Origin of the sequence: Polaribacter sp. 20A6 (genome assembly GCF_011378915.1) — a bacterium.
Classification (GTDB): Bacteria; Bacteroidota; Bacteroidia; order Flavobacteriales; family Flavobacteriaceae; genus Polaribacter; species Polaribacter sejongensis.
Map to the genome: position 1 here is coordinate 165,597 of NZ_WTPZ01000005.1, position 18,266 is coordinate 183,862.

The following is an 18,266-nucleotide window of genomic DNA, read 5'->3' on the forward strand; positions in this document are numbered from 1 at the left end:
ACTTGCTCTTTATATCGATATTTGCAGAATATTATGACAGAATTAGCAAACAACCTAGGAACACAAAAAATTAGTACCTTATTAATAAAACAAGCAGCTCCAGCGACCATAGGGATTCTTGTGATGTCTTTAAATATGATTGTCGATACTATTTTTGTGGGACAATGGATTGGAGTTTTAGCAATTGCCGCAATTACAGTAGTACTACCAATTGTTTTTCTAATATCTTCTATTGGTATGGGAATAGGTATTGGAGGTAGTTCTATAATCTCTAGAGCATTGGGCGCAGGAAATTCTGAAAAAGCATTTTTAACTTTTGGAAATCAGGTTGCGCTAACTGTTATTTTAGCGATTATTTTTGTAATTATCGGAAACTTTTTTAGTGTACCTATCCTAAATTTATTTGGTGCCAAAGGCGATATTTTACCCATTGCATCTGAATATTTTAAAGTTGTAATCTATGGAGTTCCGTTTTTAGCCTTTGCTATGATGGGGAACCCAACGATTAGAGCTGAAGGAAAACCAAAATTTGCGATGTATGCAATGATGGTTCCCGCCGTTTTAAACATTGTTTTAGACATTATCTTTATCAAATTTTTTAATTGGGGAATGTGGGGAGCAGGTTTAGCAACTACCATTTCTTTTATGAGTTCTGGTTCGTACATTTTATATTTCTTTTTATCTTCTAAGAGTGAATTAAAAATTATTCCTAAAAACTTTAAATTAGATGGTAAAATTGTTAGAGAAATTATAGAGTTAGGAGGTGTTTCTATTGTAAGACAAGGTGCTATTAGTATCTTAATGATTGTATTAAATTACTCTCTTTTTAAATATGGTGGAGAAATATCTATAGCTATTTACGGAATTATTAACCGAGTGATGATGTTTTCTCTTTCTCCGGTGATGGGAGTCTCACAAGGTTTTTTACCTGTAGCAGGATATAATATTGGTGCAAAGAAAAATGACAGAGTAAAAGAAACTATCAAAAAAGCGCTTTTATATGGATCTGTTTTAGGAACTCTTATTTTTATAGCAATCTTATTTTTTAAGGAGGAAGTAATTGGAATTTTTACAACTGATACAACTTTGTTAGCTGAAACGCCAAATGCAATGTTAATTGTCTTTTTAGCAACTCCAGTAATTACCATGCAATTAATTGGTTCAGCATATTTTCAAGCCGCAGGAAAAGCATTACCTGCATTATTTTTAACGCTTTTAAAACAAGGAATTTTCTTAATTCCGTTAGCTTATTTTTTACCGAAGTATTACGGAATTAGTGGTATTTGGTGGTCTTTCCCTATTGCTGATGTTTTATCGACCATAATTACGGTTATAGTTTTAAAACGTGAGGTTGATAAGAATTTGAAACATTAAAATCCCCATGTCATTCAGAATGATGTAGGAAGAGGAATCATAATTTTTGAAGCTCAGAGATTTCTCAATCGCCTAAAAAGGCTCATTTCGAAATGACATTCGTTCTTGAAACCTGAAACTTTAAACCTGAAACTTTAAACAAAAATAAACTCAGCGAATCTCTGTGTTTTCTCTGTGAATCTCAGTAAAACAACCCCACACAACTCTCAACTCAACTCTTAAACAATACTCTCCCCATTTAAATTTGTCGTTAAAACATCACTAAACAAATTAAAAAACGGACGTAAAGCTTTAAAGCTTTTATTTACTTCTTCTAAAAAGTTGGGTGCTAAAACTTCTGCGTCTGTAAAATTTCTGGTAGCAACAAACCCTTTTTTACGCAATAAGTCGATATCTTTATGCTCTTTATCAAAACCTCTTGGAGCAGATTTTAATTCGTCTCCGCCAAATTTTCCTTCAAAGTACTTTACAAAAGTTTCATCTTCTAAAATTTCTCTAAATTCAGTAGCATCTTGCTCAATTTCTTTTCTTAATCGGTATAAATCGTCTTTTTCTGGTTGCCAAAATCCACCACCTAATAAAGTTTCACCTGGTTTAATTTGTAAATAATACCCACCACGCAATTGTTTTCCTAATCTAGAAAACGAAACAGCAAATCTTGGATTATAAGGTGTTTTATCTTTAGAAAAACGAACATCTCTATAAATTCGATAAATTTTCATTTTATCAATTTCATCATGCTTTTCTAATTGCATTTGCATTTTTAAAAATAATTCTTTTAGATTTTTTTGATGCTTTACAAAAGTAGGTTTATGCTCTGTAAACCATTCTCTATTGTTGTTATTTTGTAAATCTTTTAAAAATTGAAAGCTCGATTTTTCGAATTGCATTTTGATAAAAATTTTAGAGGTTAAACTTACGAAGTTTTTAGATATTATTGATGCGGATTTCACGAAGATTCACAGAAACGTTTTTTTTAACAAAGTCACAAAGACGCAAAGGTTGAATGCTTTTAAATTTAAGTAAGAAAATTGTTTTATAATAAGCTTAGAAATTACAACAATGATAAAATCGCTTTTTATTTGTGTCCTTTGCGAAAAAACTTTGTGAACTTAGCGTTTAATTAATTTAAATTTGTGTCTCATATATGCATCAAAAAACAAAAGACATTCAGAAAAGGTATGAGGGGTTTTTGCAAACACATTGTTTGTGGAATGACAATGCTGTTTATGACTTACATCAATTTGAAATTGAATCGAAATCAACAAAAATTGATATAGACATCAATGAAAAACTACGCTTAGGGAAATATATAGAACGTTTTGTTTCTTATCAATTTGCACAAGAAAAATCGATTTCTATTATTTGTGAGAATATTCAAATTCAGAAAGAAAAAATTACTTTAGGTGAGTTAGATTGCATCTTGTTAAGGAATGAGCAACCGATTCATTTAGAAGTGATTTATAAATTTTATTTATATGATCCTTCAATAGGAAAAACAGAAGTAGAACATTTTATTGGTCCGAATAGAAAAGATTCTTTAGTTGAGAAATTAGATAAATTAAAGGACAAACAACTGCCTCTTCTCTACTCTAATGAATGTGTTTCTTATTTAAAAACTATCAATTTACAAGCTTCAGAAATTGAACAGCAAGTTTATTTTAAAGGACAATTATTTATTCCTTTCTCTAATATAAGTCTTCAGTTATCAACCTTGAATCCAAATTGTATTTCTGGGTTTTACATCAATAAAAAAGAATTAGAACAATTTAAAGATTGTAAGTTTTTTATCCCAAACAAAAAAGATTGGATAACTATTCCTCATAAAAATGTATCCTGGTTAAATTTTGAAGATTTTAGCCTTGTTGCGGAGGAATATTTGCAAAGAAAATTCTCACCACTTTGCTGGTTGAAAAAACAAAATGGTGAGATTATAAAGATATTTTTTGTTTGGTGGTAACTTAATTTTTATCTACCACATCACCAGAACCAACCGATTTACTATTAACATTAGAAGGATTTCCTTTATAATAAACACTACCAGAACCTACTAATTTTGCTTTAATCTTAGATTTTACAGTTGTTTTTACACCTCCAGAACCCGCTATATTTACATATATTTCATTGGTTTCTAAACCGTAAGAATTAATACTTCCAGAACCCGCAATAGAACAATTGAATTCCTTAGATTCCCCTTCTAAATTAATATTACCAGAACCTCCTATAGAAGCTTTTATAGCGTCTGCATCTACTTTTAATGTAATGTTTCCTGAACCACCTAAATTCACATTAAAATCGTTTGCTTTTATTAAACTTTCGCTTAAAATATTTCCAGAACCGCCCAAAGCAATACTTTCTATATCCTCATAAGGCACTGTAACTGTTAGTTTTTTAGTAGTGCTAATATTTGTGTTGTTCTTAAATTTCACTTTTAAAAGACCGTTAGAAACTTCAGTTTCTATAAAAGGAAGTATGTTTTTTTCTCCTTCTAAAGTTATTTTACCTTCTTTTCCTTTTACAAGAATTACATCAAAAGATCCACCTATTGAAACTCCTTCATAACCCGAAGTAGATCTTGTTACAGTTACCACATTTCCATCTCCTTTTATTTTTTTACTATTCCCAAACCAACTTTGGGAATTTACAGCAAAAGTAATGGTTAAAATTAAACTCGTTAAAAGTACTTTTTTGTTCATAATAGCTATTTTTATTAGGTTTTCTCTAATTGTTTATTCTATAATTATAATTTACACTTTGTAATTATACTTAAGATTATAAAAAAAATTATGCATCTAAAGTATGTAAAATCTCTTTTAATTCACTGTAATTCTTAACTTTTTGTAAACTCCAACTTAAATTATAAGTGATTTTTTCTCCGATTGACAACTTTCTTTCAGGACTTAAACATTCTAATTCTGTAAATAAATGATTCCCAAAAATGGTTACAGAAGTTCCGTTATCTGGGTACGTAGCTTTCTCATCAAAAGTAAATTGCTCTACAAACAACGTGTCGTTTAAATAACCTGCAACCCATTTTCTAGCATCTAATCCTATCTTTTGAGGAAATTCATCAGAAGACTTTAAGGATAAAATAGTGTTTTTTACAGATGCATTTTCTTCGGCATAATTTTTTGCATCTGGCCATTTAGAAATCGTAAATCCATTTTCAAAAATGCTGTTTTCTGCAATGGATGAAAAACTAACATTGGGAGTTTTAATTTTTGATAAACTCCAAATTGTTAAAGGTATTGTTTCTAAAATAGTATTTTTTGCCACTTGAATTTTTATCAATTCTTGTTGAACATCAACTTCTGCCCCATCTTCATAAATTGTAATGGTTCTTTTTATTTGAATTCCTAATAAGTCGCTAATCGGACTTTCTAAAACGATTCCGTTTGATAAAAACGCAACAGAATAACAACTTGCATTTATAAAAGGATCGGGAATATGTCTAGAATCTGTAATTAAATGATGATACTCTTCTGAACAAGGTAAAACTCTATTTCCGCCAACATTTGGTGCTTGTTTTATATTATTCTCGGCAAAATATTCTCCAACTTTAAATTCAACTCCTTCTAATGCTTCATTTTCATAAAATAAATTTTCACCATTTAAAAATCCGAAGTAAATTATTCTTCCCATTTCTGGAATTACAATCAATTTAATTTCTAAATTTGAAATTTCAACAGCATTTTTCCAACCATTATAAGTAAATCTTTTAATTTGTATTGCTGACATCTATGTTATTTTAATACAAAAATGACGAAAAAAACTGAAGTAGTTAAATATTAATCCATTTGAAAAACACGAATATCAAAAAGAATAAAAAACCTTGGCCAACAAAAGATGCTATGGATCAAGTTTATAAAATGAAGCTTTGGGGAAGTAACAACGCTGAGTTTTATTCTGGTTCTGGATCTCATCAACCAGAAATAATTGAACCTTATATAGAAACTATTAGCTCTTTTTTAACTTCTTTAAAAAACGCAATTACAGTTTTAGATTTAGGGTGTGGAGATTTTAATATTGGTAAAAACTTTGTGAAACTTACTCAAAAATATACGGCTATAGATATTGTATCAGAATTGATAAAATACAATAAAGAAAATTTTAAAGAAGAAAATTTAAACTTCAAATGTTTAGACATTGCTACGGATGATTTACCAAAAGCAGATTGTATTATTTTAAGACAAGTTTTACAGCATTTATCTAATACAGAAGTACAAAGTGTTGTTGCTAAATTAGCAAACTTTAAATATGTTATTCTTACAGAACATCTTCCTTTAGGCAATTTTACTCCTAATAAAGATATTATTTCCGGACAAGGAATCCGAATTAAAAAGAAAAGCGGAATCGACCTATTAGCGACACCTTTTAATATGAAGGTTAAAGAAGAAAAAGAATTATTGTCTTATACCTTAGAAGACGGAAAAGGCAAAATTGTGACTACACTTTATACTATTTTTTAGGCGCTTGCCTTAGAATCTTTTCCATCTTTTTCCCTTTAGCTAACTCATCAACTAATTTATCTAAATAACGAACTTGCTGTGTTAAAGAATTCTCTATTTCCTCTACTCTATACCCACAAATTACGCCCTTTATCAAATGTACATTTGGATGTAATGTTGCATTTTTAAAAAAAGTTTCAAAAGTAACCTGCTTATCGATAAGTTCATTTATTTTACTTTCATTATACCCCGTTAACCATTCAATTACTTCTAATAGTTCAGCTTTACTTCTCCCCTTTTTTTCGACTTTTGTAACATAATGTGGATACACAGAGAAAAACTTCATATTTGCAATACGCTCATCATGATGACTTGTATCTTTCATAATTGAAAATTAATTATTTTATTGAATCAAATTTACTAAAATTATAATAAGTTAAATACTTTAAAAGGAATCTAAACTATTTTAACCTTGGCACAACAATTGTTTTTATATATTAGACATTAAGAAAATAGAACTCTATTTTATTGATTACTAGTAAACTAAAAATAACGAATTGATATTGATTTTATACTTTTTAAGAATCAATGTCAGTATGACAGAGATATAACACATGAGCAAACCAAAAATAATGCATTTAGACAATATGTCGCTACAAAATATGTTGAATGAAGATTCTGAATTAATTCCGTTAATGACCCCAGAAGATGAGGAAATTATTAATAAGGAAAGTGTTCCAGAAGTTTTATCCATTTTACCATTAAGAAACACCGTATTGTTTCCGGGTGTTGTAATTCCTATTACAGCAGGTAGAGATGCTTCTATTCAATTAATAAAAGATGCAAACAAAGGCGATAAAGTTATTGGAGTTGTTGCACAAAGAAATGAAGACGAAGAGGAACCAACTTTAAAAGACATTCATACAACAGGAGTTGTTGCACAAATTTTACGTGTTTTAAAAATGCCCGATGGTAACACAACCGTTATTATTCAAGGTAAAAAACGTTTCGAAATTGATGCAATTATTCAGGACAAACCGTATTTAAAAGCAACGGTAAAAGAGGCGATAGAAGACAGGAGCGTTGATGATGAAAAAGAATTTGAAGCAATAATAGAGTCTATTAAAGAACAAGCTTTAGAGGTAATTAAGGAAAACCCAATGTTACCTAGTGAAGCTTCTTTTGCAATTAAAAACATAAAATCAGATTCGTTTTTGGTGAATTTTATTTCATCAAATATGGATTTATCTGTAGCTCAGAAACAAGTAATTTTAGAAAAAGACAATCTAAAAGAACGTGCTTTATTAGCGTTGAAAAACTTAAACAAAGAGCTTCAGAAATTAAAATTACGTAATGATATTCAGTCTAAAACTCGTGAAGATTTAGACCAACAACAACGTGAATATTATTTAAATCAGCAATTAAAAACCATTCAGGATGAACTTGGTGGCGTTTCTAATGACGAAGAGTTAGAGGAAATGCGTAAGCAGGCTAAAACTAAAAAATGGAGTAAAGAAGTTGGTGAAACGTTTGAAAAAGAAATCAATCGTTTAAAAAGAATGAATCCACAAGCTGCTGAATATGGTGTTCAGAGAAGCTACCTAGAATTGTTACTAGAGCTACCTTGGGGAATTTACTCTGAAGATAAATTCGACTTAAAATTTGCTACCAAAGTTTTAGATAGAGATCATTTTGGTTTAGAAGAAGTAAAAGATAGAATTATAGAACACTTAGCGGTTTTAAAGTTAAGAGGAGATATGAAATCGCCAATTATCTGTTTATACGGACCTCCGGGAGTTGGTAAAACTTCTTTAGGAAAATCTGTAGCAGAAGCATTAGGCCGTAAATATATACGTATGTCTTTAGGTGGTTTGCGTGATGAAGCAGAAATTAGAGGACACAGAAAAACGTATATTGGTGCTATGCCAGGGCGTTTAATTCAGAATTTAAAAAAAGCTGGAACTTCGAATCCTGTTTTTGTTTTAGATGAAATTGATAAACTAAGCAATAGTCATCAAGGAGATCCTTCTTCTGCAATGTTAGAAGTTTTAGACCCTGAACAAAACGAATCGTTTTATGATAATTATTTAGAGGTTGGTTACGATTTATCTAAAATACTTTTTATTGCTACTGCAAACAACTTAGGTCAAATTCCTTGGGCGTTGCGTGATAGAATGGAAATTATAAATGTTACTGGATATACTATTGAAGAGAAAATAGAAATTGCTAAAAGACATTTATTACCAAAGCAATTAAAAGAGCATGGTTTAACAACTGCACATTTAAAGTTAGGTAAAAAACAATTAGAGCAAATTGTAGAGGGGTATACAAGAGAATCTGGAGTACGTGGTTTAGAAAAGAAAATTGCAAAAGTGGTTCGTTTCGCAGCAAAATCGATTGCTTTAGAAGAAGAGTATGACATTGCTATTTCTTCAGAAAAAATAGAAAAAATCTTAGGAACACCAAGGTTTAGAGATAAATTCGAAAATAATGAAGTTGCCGGTGTAGTTACAGGTTTAGCTTGGACAAGTGTTGGTGGAGATATTTTATTTATTGAATCTATTTTATCTAAAGGAAAAGGAAACCTTTCTATTACGGGTAATTTAGGGAACGTAATGAAAGAATCTGCAACGATTGCTTTACAATACATAAAGTCGAATGCAGAAGAATTAGGTATTAAGCAAGAAATTCTAGAAAAATATAATGTACACATTCACGTACCAGAAGGCGCAACGCCAAAAGACGGACCAAGTGCAGGTATTACCATGTTAACATCTTTAGTTTCTTCTTTTACACAACGTAAAATTAAAAACAAATTAGCCATGACAGGTGAGATTACGTTACGTGGAAAAGTGTTACCAGTTGGCGGAATTAAAGAAAAAATATTAGCTGCTAAAAGAGCCAATATTAAGGAAATTATTCTGTGTAAAGAAAACGAAAAAGACATTTTAGAAATAAAAGAAAGCTACTTAAAAGGGATGACTTTCCATTATGTTTCTGAAATGAAAGAAGTAATAGAAATTGCACTTACAAAGCAAAAAGTAAAGAATGCTAAGAAATTAGTATAGTTACATATTTAGTTTAAATAAACCTCTATTTCACTGATAATCAATCGGTAATTAGAGGTTTTTTTATGCTTTATTGCGAACTATCTTTTCATATACGAAACACTTAAAAACAGTTAATTGAAAAAGTCTTGTTACTTAAGTCTGTTTAGAAAACACTACTGATAATAAATTGTTAAATATAAATAGCACATTCCACTTTAGCACAGTAAATTTGTCAAAAATGTATTTTACAAGACTAATTTTATAAGCCAATTATCATATTAATCGACTTTATAAAAATTATTTAAACTATCCATAAACAACATATTAAAACATTCAATTTAGTAAACATAAAAGCGCTTAAAATTGCTTTTATGTTTTTTTTTGATAGTGCCCCCAAATTAATATTACATGACCATTACTTCAGAAAAACATACAAATAACAATAGAATTACTACTGCATTATTATTGGCTGCCGGAACCGGAAGTCGTCTTTTTCCAATAACAAAAGATGCTCCTAAATGCTTAACTTTAGTCAGTGAAAAACCTATGTTAGAGCGTCTTGTAACTAATTTAGCAGCACAAGGCTTTACACGTCTTATCATTGTAACAGGTTACAAACAAGAGTGTATTGTAGACTTTTTAGGCAATGAAAAAGAAGGAATAAGTATCGAGTATGTACACAGTCCGTTATACAAAACCACCAACAACATTTATTCTCTTTGGATGGCAAGAAATAGTATAAAAGAACCTTTTGTACTTATAGAAAGCGACTTGGTTTTAGAGACCTCATTACTAAGCAATATGGTGTATCCAGATAGAATGGCAGTCGCAAAAATGCAACCTTGGCTAAACGGAACTACCGTAACTATTAACGCTCAAAATAAAGTGATGCAGTTTCAACCAGGTACTACAGAAACTTATTCTGAAACCCGCTATAAGACTGTAAATATTTATAGTTTCTCCTTAGAGTCTTGGCAAAAAATTACTAAAAAACTGAATCAATATATTGAAGAAGGAAGCGTAAACTCTTATTACGAAACTGTATTTTCTGATTTAGTAGATAAGCAACAACTACATTTCGAAGCAGTTTCTTTCGATAAAAAACCTTGGTACGAAGTAGACAACATTCAAGATTTAGCAGAAGCAGAAAAATTATTTCCAGTAGTCAAGGAAGAAGAAATTGAATATGCCTTATATTAAACATTCTTTTTTGAAGCTATTTCCTGCTTGAAGTTTATCTTGAGCCAAGTCGAGGTACACTCGATTTTTTATTCTGAAAAAGAATAAAAAGAGCTCAAGCAATTGCTTCAATCAGGGCTAAACTTGTTTGGAGGCTAAAGTAAAATCATAGGATTTTGTATGATTTTCGGCTTACTATTAAGCACAAAACACCCACTTTTTTAATCGGTTCAAAAAACTAATTTTATAAAAAAACCTCCACTGCTCCAATCGTAACAAAACTATTATCACATTAAGAACAAGTAAACTAGCAGCTAATAAATCACAAATTTCAAAACTCTTATTTTAGCTATTTTTACTTTTATTATCATTAAAATAGAATTATTTTACACCAATATTTAAAGACTATGAATAATTTTGATGTTGTTATTGTTGGCGGTGGTACTGCTGGTTTAATGCTTGCAAGAGAGCTAGGTAATTTTAAACAAAAAACACTTATTTTAGATAGAAAGGATAATTTATTAGAGTTTTCTTTTAACACACTTGGTAGTTTTATAAATTTAGAAGATTTCAATTTATCTAAAAAGGTTATTGCACAAGAAATAGACACACTCGTTTTTCAATCTAAAAGAGTAAAAAGAGAAATAAGAAACCTCAATATGTACGTTTTAGACAAAAAGAAACTACATGAAGAACTTATCAATTCTCTAGACCAAAACTACGTAACCATAAAAACGGAAGTTCATATCAAAGATGTTTTAAAAGATGAAGCTGGTCTTTTTACTGGCGTTACTGATAAAAACGAAAACAACTATTTTGGAAAAATTATTGTTGATGCATCTGGTACCAATGGAATTATAAGTAAAAAAATAGGCTTAAGAGAAAAAAAAGGGCAACTAGCAACTGGTGTTGAGTATAATGTGGAATATTTAGGAGAACCAAACAAAATGTATCTTTTAAGTGGTAAAGATTATCAAGGTGGTTATGGGTGGATTTTTCCTTTAAAAAATAAAAGAGCAATCATAGGATTTGGTACTTTTAACGAAGCCATTATTAAAAATTTAAAACCTAGATTAAATGAGGTTTTAAAACTACCATTAATTAAAAAATTAGTTAAAAAAGATAATGATAAGGTAGAAGGTGGTAGCGTACCAATTACTCCCGTCTTAGAAAAATTTGTAATTAATAACTTAGTTTGTGTTGGAGATTGTGTTTCTCAGGTAAACCCTATTGTTGGAGAAGGTTACAAGTTTATTTTTGAAGCTGCTATAATGGCTAGCAAGGCTATAGATAAGTCTTTAAAAGAAGAAAATATTGATTTTTTAAGCGAATATGAAACTGAATGGAAAAATAGGTTTTCAGCAAATTATAAGCGTTCAAAAAATGCACAAGAAAAAATATTTAAGTACTCTAATAATGATGTCGTAATGGATATAGCATTACTTTCAATGAGACTGCGTTCTAATGATAGAATTATCAAATCTGTATCAGGAGAATATGGACTTGAAAAGAGTTAGTTTTTTCAAAGAAAGATAAAAAGTAATTATAGCCCATAAAAACACAGCAATCTCTCTTAGAAAAAACACTATTATATTTTTAATTTTATGTAATTTTGAATTTATTGTAACTTTTAAATCTTAATAGGATAGAAAAAAACATTTTTCTTATCATTAAAACGACAAGCACTTAAAAATCAAATTTTTGCTACATTTTATAGACGTCATACTACCCATTCCTATCCAGAAAACTTTTACGTATTCTGTTACAGAAGAAGAAGCTAACTTTCTAAAAAAAGGAATGCGTGTTGCTGTTTCTTTTGGTAAATCTAAGATGTATTCTGCCCTGGTTTTAAACATCCATCAAACAAAACCAGTTTTGTACGAAGCCAAAGATATTCATCAGATTTTAGATGAAGTTCCATTGGTAAATGAATTACAACTAAAACATTGGCAATGGATTTCTAATTATTACATGTGTTCTTTAGGTGATGTCTATAGAGCTGCTTTGCCTTCTGCTTTTTTGTTAGAAAGTGAAACCATTATCAATAAAAATGAAGATTTTTCTGATGATGCTATTTTAGCCGATGATGAGTTTTTAATTTTTGAAGCTTTACAACATCAATCTCAATTAACCATTCATCAAGTAATTGCTATTTTAGGAAAGCAAAAAGTAATGCCTATTATAAACTCTTTAATCAAAAAAGAGGCAATTATAATTAAGGAAGAAATTTACGAACAATACAAACCAAAACTAGTAAAGTACGTTCGTTTACACTCCGATTATTCTTCGGATGATTCTTTAGGAAAACTATTAGAAGAATTATCTAGAGCAAAAAAACAACGTGAAGCGGTTTTAGGATTTTTTCAATTATCAACTTCTAAAAAACCTATAAAAGCAAAAGATCTAGAGGAAAAAGCAAGTGTTTCTGCTTCCATTTTAAAATCTTTAGTTGATAAAAATATCTTTGAATTTTACCACATTCAAACAGATAGAATTGAGTTTAATGGAGATACAAATGATTTAAAAGTACTGAATGAATTTCAAGAAAAAGCACTTACAGAAATCAAAGAAACCTTTAAAGAAAAAGACGTTACACTTTTACACGGAATTACAAGTTCTGGAAAAACGGAAGTCTATACAAAGTTAATTCAGGAAGTATTAGACCAAGGGAAACAAGTAGTATTCTTATTACCCGAAATTGCCTTAACCACACAAATAATTACACGTTTACAGTTTTATTTTGGAGAACAAATTTCTGTTTTTCACTCTAAATATTCTATGAATGAGCGTGTAGAAGTTTGGAATAATGTTTTAGAAAACAAACCAAAAGCTCGTATTATTTTAGGTGCTCGTTCTTCTATATTTTTACCTTTTTCTAATTTAGGTTTAATTGTGGTTGATGAAGAACACGAAACTTCTTACAAACAATTTGAACCTTCTCCAAGATATAATGCACGAGATTGCGCTATTGTTTTAGCGAAACTTCATAATGCTAAAATCTTATTGGGTTCTGCTACTCCATCCTTAGAAACTTATTTTAATGCACAACAAAATAAATATGGTTTTGTAGCATTAAATCGTCGTCATGGAAATGTGCAACTGCCAAAAATTGAATTGATAGACGTAAAGGAAAAGCAGCGAAAAAAGGAAATGAAAGGTCATTTTTCTGATAGATTGCTAAAACTGATTCAGGAAGCTTTAGACTTAAAAGAGCAAGTAATCTTGTTTCAAAATAGACGTGGATTTTCGCCAGTTGTAGAATGTAATACATGTGGAGTATCACCAGAATGCCCAAATTGTGATGTTAGTTTAACCTACCATAAATTCAGGAACGAATTGCGTTGCCATTATTGTAACTATCAAAGATCCATGCCAAATAGCTGTGGTGCCTGCGGAAGTAATACTTTAGACAATAAAGGTTTTGGTACCGAGCAAATTGAATTAGAACTGACAACTTTATTTCCCGATTTTAAAATCGGAAGAATGGATTTAGACACCACTCGTGGAAAATATGGTTATCAGAAAATAATTGGAGCTTTCGAAGCTAAGGAGATAGATGTTTTAGTAGGAACACAAATGCTTTCTAAAGGGTTAGATTTTGAAAATGTAACTTTAGTTGGAATCATAAATGCAGATTCTATGCTAAATTTCCCAGATTTTAGAGCACATGAGCGTGCGTATGATATGATGGTACAAGTTTCAGGAAGAGCAGGTAGAAGTAAAAAACAAGGAAATGTAGCCATACAAACCTATAATCCGCATCATCAAATATTACAACAAGTTTCTACCACAAATTATGCAGAAATGTATAAAGAACAATTGCAAGAACGTTGGCAATATAAATATCCACCTTATTACAGGTTGATAAAAATCACCCTAAAACACAAAGATTATAACAAAGTTGATAGTGGTGTAAATTGGCTTTTTAAAGCTTTATACAGTTCTTTTGGTGAAAACGTTTTAGGTCCAACAGCACCAGCTGTTTCTAGAGTTCGAAATCAATATATTAAAAATATTGTCATTAAAATTCCGCCAAAACAGAATTTAGCACAAACAAAAAAACAACTTCAAAAGATTAAAGATACTTTTGAAGCTGTTAAAGATTTTAGACCAATCCGATTTATTACGGATGTGGATGCGTATTAAATTAGTGCGCAATATTCAGTCTCAGTTTACAGTTGTAATTTCTGGTTAGAAAATAACTCTTCTTCGCTAGCGCGAGCGTACCGCTCGTGAAAAAAAAAACCAATTGGTAATTTTTTTCAATAAAAATTAACCGTCAGTTGTTACTGAAAACTGTACCCTTTTTTAATAATTTCTATATTGTTTCGTCTCTTCAAAAACGTGTTCTAGAATTCTTTTATCAATTTCTTCAAAAACCAAATCTTTACGTTTCATAACAACTTCTGCTACTTCAAAAACTTTATCAGTTTTATATTCTGTAAATCCAGAAGCTCCTCCCCAACTAAAAGACGGAATAAAATTCCTTGGAAATCCGCTTCCAAAAATATTAGCACTTACACCAACTACGGTACCGGTGTTAAACATGGTATTGATTCCGCATTTAGAGTGATCTCCCATCATTAAACCACAAAACTGTAAGCCTGTTTTTGCAAAACGACCTGTCTCATAATTCCATAATTTAACTTGGGCATAATTATTTTTAAGGTTAGAGTTATTTGTATCTGCACCTAAATTACACCATTCTCCTATTACAGAATTCCCTAAATAACCATCATGACCTTTGCTTGAATATGCAAATAAAACAGCGTTACTGATCTCACCTCCTACTTTACAATAAGGACCTAAAGTAGTAGCACCAAATATTTTTGTTCCTAATTTTACAACAGCATTTTCACACATTGCAAAAGGACCTCTAATTGCAGAGTTTTCCATTATAACAGCATCTTTACCAATATAAATGGGCCCTGTAGATGCGTTTAAAGTTGCAAAAGTAATTTCTGCGCCTTCTTCTATAAAAATATTTTCCTTATTCAAATACCTTGTCCCTTCTGGTATTGGTTCAGATTCTCTTCCTTCTGTAATTAAATCGAAATCTTGCTGAATAGCCTTGTCGTTTAAAGAAAAAATATCCCACGTGTTTTTTACTTGAATAAGGTCTTCATCAAATTCAATTTGAGTATATTCATCAAAATTTACTTCTTCCTGAGAATCTGAAGTAAAAAAAGCAATGACATCATCACCTTTAAAAATAGCCTCATTTTTTGATAAATTCTTTACTTTCTCAATCAAGTTTTCAGTCGGACAAAAAGAAGAATTGATTAATATATTCTCTTCCATTTCTACCATCGGATATTTTTCTTCTAAATATTCCTGTGTAATAGTCGTGGTTGTTAATCCTAAATATTTCTCCCATTTTTCTCGAATGGTTAATATTCCTATTCTAATGTCTGCAACTGGTTTTGTATATGTAAAAGGTAATAGAGCGTTTCTAACATCTCCATCAAATAGAATATAATTCATTTTTTCTTTTTAAAAGTGCCACAAATTTACTTTAAAATGAGCATAAAAAATACGAATTCTATTAATTACAATTCGTTTTTATCAAGTCTCAAATAAAACAGCACTTTTTTTATACTATTCTAAAACTTTATTTCTTCAGACATTAACATATCATAAAATTTAGGTACTGCATTTTTATGTAATTCTATAAATTCAAGTATATTTTAACTTCAAAATCAGTTTTCTCAGCATTTTTTATCAAAAATAACGGGGATATGTATTTAAAAAATTCTTTAAAATTAGAATGACACCACAAGTAATCATATAATTTTATACATTTAAAATAAATAATCCATAATAATTATTTAATTTCACTAAGAAATACCTAATAATATATAATAAGTACTCTTTTTTATTTAATAGCGTAAATAAAATGATAATTTCGCTTTTTATAAAAAAATGGGTAACGATAATATTTAAGTTATAGAAAGCCTATTACAGATAAGCATAAAACTAAATTATGATTAAACAATTTAAACATATTAAGGAATCACAAGTAAAAATTATGGAGTTGATGAAACCATCCAACTCTAATTTTAGCGGTAAAATTCATGGAGGTTATATTTTAAATTTGATGGATCAAATTGCATTTGCTTGCGCTTCTAAACATTCTGGAAATTACTGCGTTACGGCTTCTGTAAATAAGGTTGATTTTTTAAATCCTATTGAAGTTGGCGAATTAGTAACCATGAAAGCTTCTATTAATTTTACAGGTAGAACCTCTATGGTAGTTGGTTTACGTGTAGATTCTGAAAACATTAGAACCGGAGAAACAAAACATTGTAATTCTTCTTATTTTACAATGGTTGCAAAAGATGATGATGGAAAAAGTACGCCTGTTCCTGGTATTATCTTAACTACTAAAGACGAAGTTAGACGTTTTGCAAGAAGTATTACGAGACAAAGTGAAGGAAGAAATAGAACTTCTCGTTTTCATAGTAAAGTTTTTAAAGTTGATGAGTATATTCATTTATTAGAGGAAAGCAATGCAAAAATTGACTTAAAATAAGATTTATAAAAGGAAATAAGACCGCTGCGCTAAAAGATACAAGAAACAAAACCTTTCCAAATACCTAGGTTTAAGCGTTAAGAAAACTATATAAAGCGTTCATAGTGCTTTTTTATTACAAAAATAAAAAAAACCGAGTAAAATTAATTTTACTCGGTTTTTTAATATTTTAAAAACTCTAATTATCTTCTACTGTAATTAGGAGATTCTTTAGTAATTGCTACATCATGCGGATGACTTTCATTAATTCCACTTGCTGTAATTCTTACAAATCTACCAGTTTCTTTTAATGTTTCTACATCTTTTGCACCACAATATCCCATTCCAGCTCGTAAACCTCCAATAAATTGGTGGATACTTTCTGCAAGTTCTCCTTTATAAGGAACACGACCTACAATACCTTCTGGTACTAATTTTTTAATATCATCTTCTACATCTTGAAAGTATCTATCTTTAGAACCTTGTTTCATAGCTTCTACAGATCCCATACCTCTATAAGATTTAAATTTTCTTCCTTCGTAAATAATAGTTTCTCCTGGCGATTCTTTTGTACCCGCTAAAAGAGAACCTAACATTACAGAATCTGCTCCTGCTGCAATTGCTTTAGGAATATCTCCTGTATAACGAATTCCTCCATCTGCAATTACTGGAACTCCACTACCTTTAATAGCCGCTGCAACTTCTAAAACTGCAGAAAACTGAGGAAAGCCTACTCCTGCAACTACTCTTGTAGTACAAATAGAACCTGGACCAATACCTACTTTTACAGCATCTGCTCCTGCTTCTACCAAATATTTAGCCGCAGCTCCTGTTGCTATATTACCAACCACTACATCTAATTCTGGAAACTTTGCTTTTACAGCTTTTAAAACTGCAACTACTCCTTTAGTGTGTCCGTGAGCTGTATCTATAATTACAGCATCTACACCAGCATTCACTAATGCTTCTGCTCTATCTACAGCATCTCCTGTAACTCCTAATGCCGCTGCGACTCTTAATCTACCAAAAGAATCTTTATTAGCAATTGGTTTCTGAGTTACTTTGGTGATATCTCTAAAAGTAATTAATCCTTTTAATTTATAATTTTCATCAACAATTAAAAGTTTTTCTATTTTATAATTCTGAAGAATTTTTTCGGCATCACTTAAAGAAGTTCCAACATCTGCAGTTACTAGATTTTCGCTAGTCATTACTTCTACAATTGGTCTTTGGCTATCATGCTCAAAACGTAAATCTCTATTAGTAACAATTCCTTTTAAGATGCCATTGTCATCAACAATAGGAATTCCTCCAATACCGTGTTCTTTCATGTTTGCTTTTGCTTCAGCAACCACAGCCGTTAAAGGCAATGTAACAGGGTCTAAAATCATACCGCTTTCGGCACGTTTTACTTTTCTAACTTCTTTAGCTTGCTGTTCTATAGACATGTTTTTATGTAAAACACCAATACCGCCTTCTCTAGCAATGGCAATTGCCAATGCAGATTCTGTAACAGTATCCATTGCAGCAGATGCAATAGGAACGTTTATAGTAATATTTCTTGTAAATTTTGTTTGAATACTTACTTCTCTTGGAAGTACATCGGAAAAGGCTGGGACTAAAAGAACGTCGTCATATGTTAATCCTTCTCCTAAAATTTTGTTGTCGTGTGCTGTCATGTTGCAATTAAGGTATAATTGCGTG

At 30.4% G+C, this 18,266-nt stretch carries 14 protein-coding genes; 8 read left to right on the plus strand and 6 right to left on the minus strand.

Features of this window, described 5'->3' with window-relative positions; all coding sequences use genetic code 11:
• The first annotated feature begins 33 nt into the window (after positions 1–33).
• The gene (locus GQS57_RS13190) at positions 34–1,374 is read left to right on the plus strand and encodes an MATE family efflux transporter (protein ID WP_165733327.1); all 1,341 of its coding nucleotides are present in this window, start codon (positions 34–36) and stop codon (positions 1,372–1,374) included.
• 218 nt (positions 1,375–1,592) lie between these two features.
• Here GQS57_RS13190 and GQS57_RS13195 read toward each other — a convergent pair whose 3' ends face one another.
• Complete coding sequence (locus tag GQS57_RS13195; protein WP_165733328.1) at positions 1,593–2,264, minus strand: DUF2461 domain-containing protein; 672 nt, start codon at positions 2,262–2,264, stop codon at positions 1,593–1,595.
• 257 nt (positions 2,265–2,521) lie between these two features.
• On the opposite strand from GQS57_RS13195, the gene GQS57_RS13200 reads away from it, so the two are divergent.
• The gene (locus GQS57_RS13200; RefSeq protein ID WP_165733329.1) at positions 2,522–3,334 is read left to right on the plus strand and encodes a DUF1853 family protein; all 813 of its coding nucleotides are present in this window, start codon (positions 2,522–2,524) and stop codon (positions 3,332–3,334) included.
• A 1-nt stretch (position 3,335) separates the two neighbouring features.
• Here GQS57_RS13200 and GQS57_RS13205 read toward each other — a convergent pair whose 3' ends face one another.
• A complete protein-coding gene (locus GQS57_RS13205) occupies positions 3,336–4,070 on the minus strand; it encodes a head GIN domain-containing protein (RefSeq protein ID WP_165733330.1) in 735 nt (244 codons plus the stop codon).
• 88 nt (positions 4,071–4,158) lie between these two features.
• Complete coding sequence (locus tag GQS57_RS13210; protein ID WP_165733331.1) at positions 4,159–5,112, minus strand: hypothetical protein; 954 nt, start codon at positions 5,110–5,112, stop codon at positions 4,159–4,161.
• 59 nt (positions 5,113–5,171) lie between these two features.
• Here GQS57_RS13210 and GQS57_RS13215 point away from each other — a divergent pair, with 59 nt between their 5' ends.
• Entirely contained in the window at positions 5,172–5,843 is a 672-nt protein-coding gene (locus GQS57_RS13215; protein ID WP_240915480.1) for a class I SAM-dependent methyltransferase, read from the plus strand.
• Here the strand turns inward: GQS57_RS13215 and GQS57_RS13220 are convergent.
• Positions 5,833–6,207 carry a DUF2200 domain-containing protein gene (locus GQS57_RS13220; RefSeq protein ID WP_165733332.1) on the minus strand — a complete coding sequence of 125 codons (375 nt, stop codon included), beginning with the start codon at positions 6,205–6,207 and terminating at the stop codon, positions 5,833–5,835. The two genes, GQS57_RS13215 and GQS57_RS13220, sit on opposite strands and share 11 nt — an antisense overlap.
• Positions 6,208–6,436: 229 nt before the next feature.
• Here GQS57_RS13220 and lon point away from each other — a divergent pair, with 229 nt between their 5' ends.
• From lon to priA, 4 genes are all read left to right on the plus strand, one after another.
• A complete protein-coding gene (gene lon, locus GQS57_RS13225; RefSeq protein ID WP_165733333.1) occupies positions 6,437–8,890 on the plus strand; it encodes an endopeptidase La in 2,454 nt (817 codons plus the stop codon).
• A 390-nt stretch (positions 8,891–9,280) separates the two neighbouring features.
• Complete coding sequence (locus GQS57_RS13230; RefSeq protein ID WP_165733334.1) at positions 9,281–10,072, plus strand: sugar phosphate nucleotidyltransferase; 792 nt, start codon at positions 9,281–9,283, stop codon at positions 10,070–10,072.
• 386 nt (positions 10,073–10,458) lie between these two features.
• Positions 10,459–11,568: an NAD(P)/FAD-dependent oxidoreductase gene (locus tag GQS57_RS13235; protein ID WP_165733335.1), complete on the plus strand. Its 1,110-nt coding sequence runs from the start codon at positions 10,459–10,461 to the stop codon at positions 11,566–11,568.
• Positions 11,569–11,752: 184 nt separating this feature from the next.
• Complete coding sequence (gene priA, locus GQS57_RS13240; protein ID WP_165733336.1) at positions 11,753–14,197, plus strand: primosomal protein N'; 2,445 nt, start codon at positions 11,753–11,755, stop codon at positions 14,195–14,197.
• Between the two features lie 162 nt (positions 14,198–14,359).
• Here priA and GQS57_RS13245 read toward each other — a convergent pair whose 3' ends face one another.
• Positions 14,360–15,535, minus strand: a complete 1,176-nt coding sequence (locus GQS57_RS13245) for a GlmU family protein (RefSeq protein ID WP_165733337.1) — start codon at positions 15,533–15,535, stop codon at positions 14,360–14,362.
• Between the two features lie 499 nt (positions 15,536–16,034).
• On the opposite strand from GQS57_RS13245, the gene GQS57_RS13250 reads away from it, so the two are divergent.
• Complete coding sequence (locus GQS57_RS13250) at positions 16,035–16,583, plus strand: acyl-CoA thioesterase (RefSeq protein ID WP_165733338.1); 549 nt, start codon at positions 16,035–16,037, stop codon at positions 16,581–16,583.
• A gap of 182 nt (positions 16,584–16,765) precedes the next feature.
• Here the strand turns inward: GQS57_RS13250 and guaB are convergent, their stop codons facing one another.
• Positions 16,766–18,241, minus strand: coding sequence for an IMP dehydrogenase (gene guaB, locus GQS57_RS13255; protein ID WP_165733339.1), 1,476 nt, complete (start codon positions 18,239–18,241; stop codon positions 16,766–16,768).
• Positions 18,242–18,266 lie beyond the last annotated feature (25 nt).

Excerpts from the sequence above, each read along its gene's own strand:
- GQS57_RS13190 (WP_165733327.1), top strand. The coding sequence starts at position 34 with ATGACAGAATTAGCAAACAACCTAGGAACACAAAAAATTAGTACCTTA.
- GQS57_RS13195 (WP_165733328.1), bottom strand. The coding sequence starts at position 2,264 with ATGCAATTCGAAAAATCGAGCTTTCAATTTTTAAAAGATTTACAAAAT.
- GQS57_RS13200 (WP_165733329.1), top strand. The coding sequence starts at position 2,522 with ATGCATCAAAAAACAAAAGACATTCAGAAAAGGTATGAGGGGTTTTTG.
- GQS57_RS13205 (WP_165733330.1), bottom strand. The coding sequence starts at position 4,070 with ATGAACAAAAAAGTACTTTTAACGAGTTTAATTTTAACCATTACTTTT.
- GQS57_RS13210 (WP_165733331.1), bottom strand. The coding sequence starts at position 5,112 with ATGTCAGCAATACAAATTAAAAGATTTACTTATAATGGTTGGAAAAAT.
- GQS57_RS13220 (WP_165733332.1), bottom strand. The coding sequence starts at position 6,207 with ATGAAAGATACAAGTCATCATGATGAGCGTATTGCAAATATGAAGTTT.
- lon (WP_165733333.1), top strand. The coding sequence starts at position 6,437 with ATGAGCAAACCAAAAATAATGCATTTAGACAATATGTCGCTACAAAAT.
- GQS57_RS13230 (WP_165733334.1), top strand. The coding sequence starts at position 9,281 with ATGACCATTACTTCAGAAAAACATACAAATAACAATAGAATTACTACT.
- GQS57_RS13235 (WP_165733335.1), top strand. The coding sequence starts at position 10,459 with ATGAATAATTTTGATGTTGTTATTGTTGGCGGTGGTACTGCTGGTTTA.
- GQS57_RS13245 (WP_165733337.1), bottom strand. The coding sequence starts at position 15,535 with ATGAATTATATTCTATTTGATGGAGATGTTAGAAACGCTCTATTACCT.
- GQS57_RS13250 (WP_165733338.1), top strand. The coding sequence starts at position 16,035 with ATGATTAAACAATTTAAACATATTAAGGAATCACAAGTAAAAATTATG.
- guaB (WP_165733339.1), bottom strand. The coding sequence starts at position 18,241 with ATGACAGCACACGACAACAAAATTTTAGGAGAAGGATTAACATATGAC.